Genomic DNA, 7227 nt, shown 5'->3' on the forward strand with positions numbered 1-7227 from the left:
TTGGTTGCAGAGGGTGGATTTGAACCACCGACCTTCGGGTTATGAGCCCGACGAGCTACCACTGCTCTACTCTGCGATACAAGAAGCGCAAATGAATTTTAAAACAGCATTCGCGATTGGATGGGGTAGGAGGATTCGAACCTCCGAATGATTGGACCAAAACCAATTGCCTTGCCGCTTGGCTATACCCCATCAAAAAAAGACTTTAATTATACAAAAACTGTAACTAAAAGTCAAGATTATTTTTAAATATACCAATAATTAATAAATAATTCTCAGAAAGATTAAATTATACAAAATTTTATATTTACACAAATAAAAAAAGGCTCTAGCAAAAGCTAGAGCCTTAAAGCTAAATCTACACTAAAATATTAGTTATAGTTAACGTTTTTACCACCGAACTTAAGACCAGTATCCTTACTAATTCTGGCATTAATTTGTGATAGACCAGGCATGCCCCAAACCTGTCCGCATAAACCAGTATCATTAACAGTTACAGACATTGTATCATTATTTGGACCAACAGCTTTAAAGCATTCTAATGACTTAACTTTTACTGGATTAGCAACATTTGTCATAGCACTAACATCGGTCGAAAAATTACCTTGAGATGTATAATAAGCACCCAAATCTGTTACCATAGTCTGAATGTTAGAAGCTGCCTTAGAAACCTCAGCATCATCACGAGTAGCTGCAAGTCTTGGAATAGCAACAGCTGCCAAAATACCTAAAATAACGATAACAAAGATCAACTCGATCATAGTAAAACCTTTTTTCATGGTTTACTCCTTAAATAAAATTCATTCCGCATACCTATATGCGAAACTTGGCGTAATTATAGAGAAAAATTTAAAAATTGTCAATAGTTTTTGGCAAATTTTTTACAATTTATTTACAAAGTCCGATTTTATAGGCATTTCAAAATCAAAATTTCAAGCTCATTTCGTCTATTAATGCATTTCGGCGGCGCCTCTGCACATTGATACCATAAAAAATTATTTGCTTTCATTCTTGTGCATCACGCGATAAACCATATGTCTATTCGAGATACAGGATACTACAGCCCGTATCGCTTGGTTAAAATTTCATACTCCTCTACACATCTATCGCGCAGAAACGGCCACCAGCGGCGCACATTTTCGCATCTTTGCATATCGATGGTTACGACTTCACATAGCTCATCGGTGCTATTTGCGCGAAACAGCTGTTCGCCCTGTGCGCCAAAAACAAAGCTATTGCCCCAAAATCTAATCCCCTCTTCGCTGGCAAGCCGCTCTACGCGCTGTTTATTCGGCAGTACCTCTAAAGTTTCGCCGTTAAATTTGATCTCTATCGAGATCTTTAAATTCTCTCGCGCCACCTCATTTTTCGCGGGCAAAATTTCGCCGCCGATCGCCATTTTACCGCTATCCGTTAGCGCCCCGTTATTAAAAGATAAAATTCCGCCCTCGCTTAAAATTTTACTATCGTCGCTCGCATCCGCGGAGCGTAAAATTTTATCGCTGGCTGCTCCGCCGTCGCTTATTGCCGAAATTTCATTTCCTCCGGATAAAATTTCATCCGGCGAGACTTCGCTAAGCGCGGCGCTCTCAAAGCCCACGCGATTTACGGCGATTACGGGCAGGGAGTTTGCTACAGCATGCCCGCGCTGTACCGCGACCCAAGCCTCCAGCTGACGCGCTTTTTCGTCCTCGCCGTCGCCGTCGAACCACCCGATCGCGGTCGGATATATGAGCAGCTCGGCGCCCCGTAGCGCCATCGCGCGCGCCGCCTCGGGATACCACTGATCCCAGCACACGAGCACGCCGAGCCGTCCCACGCTCGTATCTATGGGCTCAAAGCCCAGATCGCCCGGCGTGAAATAAAATTTTTCGTAAAACTGCGGATCGTCGGGGATATGCATCTTGCGATACCGCCCCGCGATAGAGCCGTCGCGCTCGAAGACCACGGCGGTATTGTGATACAGCCCCGCGGCGCGGCGCTCGAAAAGCGAGCTTACCAGCACGACGCCAAATCTCTTCGCCACCTTGCTCCACAGCCGCAAATCGCGCTCGAAATCCTGCGCGTAATCAAAATTTTCGGTATTTTCGCGCTGGCAAAAATAATGCGTCTGATGAAGCTCTTGCAAAACGATTAATTGCGCGCCCTTCGTCGCTGCGCGCGCGATGAGCTCGATACTATGCGCTATCGTGCGCGCCTTGGTACCTTCAAATTTATGCGAAATCAGCCCAACTTTTAAAATTTTCATATTGTTCCTTAGGTCTAAATTTAAAGCCTGAATTTATTCATGCACGAACAGTGCAACGAGCCGTTTTGGCGGATGAAAACGCGCGCATTCACCCCCACTACTTCGCGATCCGCACACGCCGCACGCAGACGCGACAGCGCCAGCTCGTCCGCCGCGCGATTTGGATCGTGCGGATCTGCGGGGTCCGCGTAGGTGGGCACGATGAGCGCGCCGTTTAAAAAGACGAAATTTGCGTAAGTCGCGGGCAGCCTGCGCCCCTGATAAAAGATCGCGCACGGGATCGGCAGTTCGATCACGTCGTATCCGAGCGATAAAATTTCATTCCTCATCGCGCCAAGCTCCGTATAGTGCAGATCGCTAGGATCGTCGCACGACGAAATAGCCACAGTGCGCGGGTTTAAAAAGCGCGCAAGAGTATCGACGTGGCTATCGGTATCGTCACCTTTTATGAAGCCGCGCTCTAGCCAGATTATCTTTTTTAGCCCGAAAATTTCACGCAGCCGCGCGTCCAGCTCCGCCTTGCTTAGAGAGTTGCGATTTTCGTTTAGCAAACACGCGCTCGTAGTTAGCATCGTGCCCGCGCCGTCAAAATCGACGCTGCCGCCTTCTAAGATCAGATCCATGTCTCGTAGCGGACGAGCGCTCGCAGCGTAAAGCTTAGAATTTAACGCATCGTCCTTAGCACTTGCGAACTTGCCGCCCCAGGCGTTGAAACGAAAATTTAGCCCCGTGATTTTGCCGCCCTCCTCTACGTCGATCGCGCCGTAATCGCGGATCCACGTATCGTCAGTATCGATTTGCACGAAGCTCGCGTTTGCTAAGCCGTCGCAAATTTGCTCAAAATCCTCGCGGCTAGGCGCGATCGCGACGACCGGCTCAAACCTCGCTGCGGCGGCGATAAAGTCGCGGTAAGCCGCCCGTATCTCGCCTAAATACGGCGCCCAGTCGGTACCTGCGTGCGGCAAAGACACCAAAAGCGCCTCTTGCTCCTCCCATTCGGCGAATGCTCTCATTTTTGCTCCAAGATTAAAATTTCACGGATTATAGCGAAGCTCGGTTTAAAAAGATATTTGTGGATGGTGCGCCCGGAGGAATTCGAATCCCCGACCTTTTGAACCGCAATCAAATGCTCTATCCAGCTGAGCTACGAGCGCACGAAATAAAAGAAACGGGATTATAGCGTTTTTAGCTTAAATTTAGCCAAAAAGACGGTTTAAATTTCGACATGCGATAAATTTCAGCTTCACATTTTTTTACATTTTTGTGTTTGCCAGATCGCGACGCCTAGTTTTTCGTTTAAATTCCAACGTGCAAGAATTTTAACCTACTCAAATTTACCTTGTATCGTGCCGAAATTTAACTAAGGATTCTGCTCGCATCTTGGAATTTAAAATTTATCCTACTTAAAATTCCGCGAGCCAAATTTAAAATATCCTAAAAATTTTACAACTTTGCAGCCCAAATCCCACGCAAAATAAATAAAATTTATCGCTTTTTAGGTATCATAAGCAAGTAATAAAATTAACGTGGGAGATAAAATGAAAAAAGTCTTTTTGGCGTTTGTGCTGTGGCTCGGTTTTAGCGAAGCTGCTTTTGCGATGCAAGATACGGAGTCGAGCGAGGTGCAAGGACAAAATTCTGCGGGAGTTAAAATTTTAAGCGATAAGTTTTTTAAGCTGTCCGCAAGAGAATACGCGAATGCAGTCGGTCGCTGCCTACCTTCCCATATCTATGACTATTGCGATAAAATTTATTCATTGGAAATTTCACGACTTATAAAGGAGTGCGGTTTCGGCGATGGAAAATATAGCGCTTGTCAAAATTTATTAAATATTGCGGATAGGAGTTGCTTTGAAAAGGATCAAATTGAAAATTCCTTGGCGTGCGGTTTATCCAGTGAAATTCTATTTAGAACAAATAGACCGTCAATTGGATTAAAACGATTAATAAGAGCTTGCGAAGTGGGCAAAATAGAAGATTTTTGCTTACTTTGTGCAGGAGCTCATTTTTACTATGATTTAGACATAGACGAGGTAATTAAATATATGACGATGGCTCGAGATTTGGCATACAATAAAGAATATTTGAATGAGATGATCAAAAAGTTAGAAGATTGCAAAGCCGATAAAGAGTGCAATCCCGCAAAATTAGAATTTCAATAGGCAAACGGCGAGAGCAAATACGGCGGGTTAAATTTCTAAATTTAAAAAGCAAAGGAAAGATCGCTATGGCGGATAGCTGATCGACATCGGGCTTATTTTGTTTTTCGGCGGCTTTTGCATGCTATATAAACGGCGTATGCGGGGATCGGCAAAGACTATATGCAGCGCAATAAAATAGACTTCGTGCGCTGGATGTTTAGTCCAAAGCACATCTTGCGATCCAATACGCCGTTTGATTCGAACGAGCCGCTAGAATTAAAATTTAAAGAGCCCAAAAGCAAGCACATAATATATAATTTCTTTGAGTTCATCATCCATTATGCGATAATCGCGCCATTTTTAGTGATCTATGCGGGAGTTTTTCTATTTTGCGCGGGGCTAGCCATTAAAATTTTATCCTAAATTTAAAATTTGCGACGCGGATACAGAGCGGGCATTGCATAGACGCCGTTATTCGTTGTAGAATTTCAAAATTTTATACTGCGCCTCTTGCTAAGCACGCTACGCTTATTATATTTTAATAGATAAAATTTCAAAATTTTATCGCCGAATCCACGGCTTGTGGAATTTATGCCGTGATTTCCGTTTCTATCGGGGCGGGAGTGGCCCCAATTGCGAGGTCGCATTTCTCTCGGGCGCCGCCTCCGCAGCGCTGCATTGCTCTGCTCGTCCGCAAACCCCGCCTAACCCCCTACAGCACTATATGGGCAAGCTACGCTCGCGTTAAATTCTTTCTATTGCGGCTACGCCGCATGAAATTCCGTATCGATAAATTTTTAAAATTCCACTACCGCTAAATTTTTATCGTATTTGGAATTTTAAAATTCCATCCGTAGCCGCCAAGCAAATTTATCCGCCGATAAATCATCAAACCGCCGACCGACCGCAAAACCGAAACGGCTTGCGGCGATGAAATTTAAGCAATGCGAGCTCAAATTCCATCCACGGCACGGCTTCTCCGTGGCGCGTTCTTTTGGCAGCGGTGCGACCGCAGCCGCACTCTATTAAATTCTATTCGGAACCGCCCTCGCCTCGTTTAAATTCTATCGCACAAATTTTGCCGAGCGCTAAGGCGGAGGATGAACCGCCCCCGCTTTGTTTAAATTCCGCTGCACCGACCGATCGCCGACCAGCCCAGGGATCGGTTACGAGCTCATTACAGGACCGATCGGCAGCAAGCCGGCCACAAACCAGCAGCCCGCCGAAGCAAACGATCTAGCAAAATCGAAAAGATCGGTCGCAAACAAACCTGTCGTCAAATCAAGGGATCGCTGAAGCAGACGAACCGCGGAAGCACCAGATCGGTCGTCGGTTTGGTTTCAAAACCGCTTGGTACACCACAATGAGCGGGCCCGACTAACGAACCGAGGGAACCGAGCCGCAAATCCCCAACTGATTGCAATCCGAGCGGACTGATCCGCAAATAAGCAGACGGGCTAACGAGCTAGACGATCTAACCGCAAATTGCCGACTAATTGCGAGCCGAGCCGCTAAACCGCTCGGTCACAGACCAGCATCCAAGCTGCCCCGCCACAGGCTAGTCCTGAACCTATCCAAGCCGTAAGCATAACCCAAAGCCGTCCGGTCGTAAGCCGATCCCAAAGCCGCCTAGCAAGCGGGCTAGCCTCGGAATCGCCCAAGCCGCAAGCCGATCCCGAAACTGCTCGGTCGCAAGCTAAACTAGAAGCAGCCCGGTAAGCAGGCTAGTCCCGAAACCGCCGCTTTACTCTACGTAAATTTTATAATCCCCATAGCCACGCGCATCCATCTCCTCAAGCGGGATAAATTTCAAACTCGCGCCGTTGATGCAGTATCTCATACCGCCCTTCTCTCTCGGCCCGTCATCAAAGACGTGTCCTAAGTGGCTGCCTCCTACGCGGCTTGAGACCTCGACGCGCTGCATACCGTGGCTGTCGTCTCGCGCATAGGCGATCGCATCGGTCGTTATCGGCTTTGAAAAGCTCGGCCAGCCGCAGCCCGCGTCAAATTTATCGGTGGATGAAAAAAGCGGCTTTTTCGACACGATGTCGATGTAGATGCCCTTTTTATAATTCTTGTCGTATTCGCTCGAAAACGGCCGCTCGGTCGCCTTTTCCTGCGTGACTTGATACTGAAGCTCGGTCAAATTTTTCTTCAGCTCATCCTTACTTTGCACTTTAAATTTCTCATCGTCCTCAAGCGGCTTTTTAGCGAGGCGCAGATCGATGTGGCAGTATCCGCCGGGGTTTTTACCGAGATAGTCCTGATGATACTCCTCGGCGCGGACGAAATTCCTTAGCGGCGCCACTTCTACGGCGATCTTTTCTTTAAATTTCGCCTGCTGCGCGGCTATGAAAAAGCGCGCGAGCTCGCCGCTCGCCTCATCGGCGTAATATATGCCCGTGCGGTATTGGCGCCCGCGGTCGCCCCCCTGCTTGTCGATCGAGAACGGATCGATGATGCGGAAATAATGCGCCAAAATTTCAGGCTCGCTGATGACGTTTGCGTCGTATTTTAAGTGTAGCGTCTCGGCATGATCGCTGCTATGTAGCCCTTCGTAGCTTGCCTTATCGCTCTTGCCGTTGGCGTAGCCCACCTGCGTCGCGACTACGCCGTCAAGCTGCTTGAAATACGCCTCCATGCCCCAAAAGCAGCCGCCTGCCAGATAAATTTCTTTCACGTTTGCGTTCATGCCGCCCCCTTTAACTTTAAAATTTGCGTCCGCCGAGCTACCGCCGCCTGCGGCATTGAGCGCGACTAAATAACCCGCCGCCAAAGCAAAGAGGCAGATTAAAACTTTAGAAATTTTCATTTTGATCCTTTCGTTTTAAATTTTGC

The 7227-nt window shown here is 47.3% G+C and carries 7 protein-coding genes and 3 tRNA genes; 2 read left to right on the forward strand and 8 right to left on the reverse strand.

Translation table 11 applies throughout. The annotated features are described in order from the left end of the window. Position 1 precedes the first annotated feature (1 nt). From Q0238_RS06255 to Q0238_RS06280, 6 genes are all read right to left on the reverse strand, one after another. Positions 2-76, reverse strand: a tRNA-Met gene (locus tag Q0238_RS06255). A gap of 41 nt (positions 77-117) precedes the next feature. Beyond that, positions 118-192: transfer RNA gene (locus Q0238_RS06260), tRNA-Gln, on the reverse strand. A gap of 179 nt (positions 193-371) precedes the next feature. Continuing rightward, a complete protein-coding gene (locus tag Q0238_RS06265; protein WP_297923729.1) occupies positions 372-779 on the reverse strand; it encodes a prepilin-type N-terminal cleavage/methylation domain-containing protein in 408 nt (135 codons plus the stop codon). A gap of 278 nt (positions 780-1057) precedes the next feature. Next, complete coding sequence (locus Q0238_RS06270; protein ID WP_297944049.1) at positions 1058-2248, reverse strand: carbon-nitrogen hydrolase; 1191 nt, start codon at positions 2246-2248, stop codon at positions 1058-1060. Between the two features lie 20 nt (positions 2249-2268). After that, the gene (locus Q0238_RS06275; protein ID WP_297944052.1) at positions 2269-3261 is read right to left on the reverse strand and encodes an agmatine deiminase family protein; all 993 of its coding nucleotides are present in this window, start codon (positions 3259-3261) and stop codon (positions 2269-2271) included. Between the two features lie 64 nt (positions 3262-3325). Further along, positions 3326-3402, reverse strand: a tRNA-Arg gene (locus tag Q0238_RS06280). 384 nt (positions 3403-3786) lie between these two features. On the opposite strand from Q0238_RS06280, the gene Q0238_RS06285 reads away from it, so the two are divergent. Together Q0238_RS06285 and Q0238_RS06290 are read left to right on the forward strand one after the other, a co-directional pair. Next, positions 3787-4410: a hypothetical protein gene (locus Q0238_RS06285; protein WP_297944054.1), complete on the forward strand. Its 624-nt coding sequence runs from the start codon at positions 3787-3789 to the stop codon at positions 4408-4410. Positions 4411-4569: 159 nt separating this feature from the next. Continuing rightward, complete coding sequence (locus Q0238_RS06290) at positions 4570-4812, forward strand: hypothetical protein (RefSeq protein ID WP_297944056.1); 243 nt, start codon at positions 4570-4572, stop codon at positions 4810-4812. Between the two features lie 65 nt (positions 4813-4877). Here the strand turns inward: Q0238_RS06290 and Q0238_RS06295 are convergent, their stop codons facing one another. Both Q0238_RS06295 and msrB read right to left on the reverse strand, forming a co-directional pair. After that, complete coding sequence (locus tag Q0238_RS06295) at positions 4878-5036, reverse strand: hypothetical protein (protein WP_297944059.1); 159 nt, start codon at positions 5034-5036, stop codon at positions 4878-4880. Positions 5037-6133: 1097 nt separating this feature from the next. Further along, complete coding sequence (msrB, locus tag Q0238_RS06300) at positions 6134-7201, reverse strand: peptide-methionine (R)-S-oxide reductase MsrB (protein ID WP_297944064.1); 1068 nt, start codon at positions 7199-7201, stop codon at positions 6134-6136. Positions 7202-7227: the final 26 nt, after the last annotated feature.

Origin of the sequence: uncultured Campylobacter sp., assembly GCF_938045775.1 — a bacterium.
GTDB lineage: Bacteria > Campylobacterota > Campylobacteria > Campylobacterales > Campylobacteraceae > Campylobacter_B.

Excerpts from the sequence above, each read along its gene's own strand:
- msrB (WP_297944064.1), bottom strand. The coding sequence starts at position 7,201 with ATGAAAATTTCTAAAGTTTTAATCTGCCTCTTTGCTTTGGCGGCGGGT.
- Q0238_RS06270 (WP_297944049.1), bottom strand. The coding sequence starts at position 2,248 with ATGAAAATTTTAAAAGTTGGGCTGATTTCGCATAAATTTGAAGGTACC.
- Q0238_RS06275 (WP_297944052.1), bottom strand. The coding sequence starts at position 3,261 with ATGAGAGCATTCGCCGAATGGGAGGAGCAAGAGGCGCTTTTGGTGTCT.
- Q0238_RS06295 (WP_297944059.1), bottom strand. The coding sequence starts at position 5,036 with ATGCGACCTCGCAATTGGGGCCACTCCCGCCCCGATAGAAACGGAAAT.
- Q0238_RS06290 (WP_297944056.1), top strand. The coding sequence starts at position 4,570 with ATGCAGCGCAATAAAATAGACTTCGTGCGCTGGATGTTTAGTCCAAAG.
- Q0238_RS06285 (WP_297944054.1), top strand. The coding sequence starts at position 3,787 with ATGAAAAAAGTCTTTTTGGCGTTTGTGCTGTGGCTCGGTTTTAGCGAA.
- Q0238_RS06265 (WP_297923729.1), bottom strand. The coding sequence starts at position 779 with ATGAAAAAAGGTTTTACTATGATCGAGTTGATCTTTGTTATCGTTATT.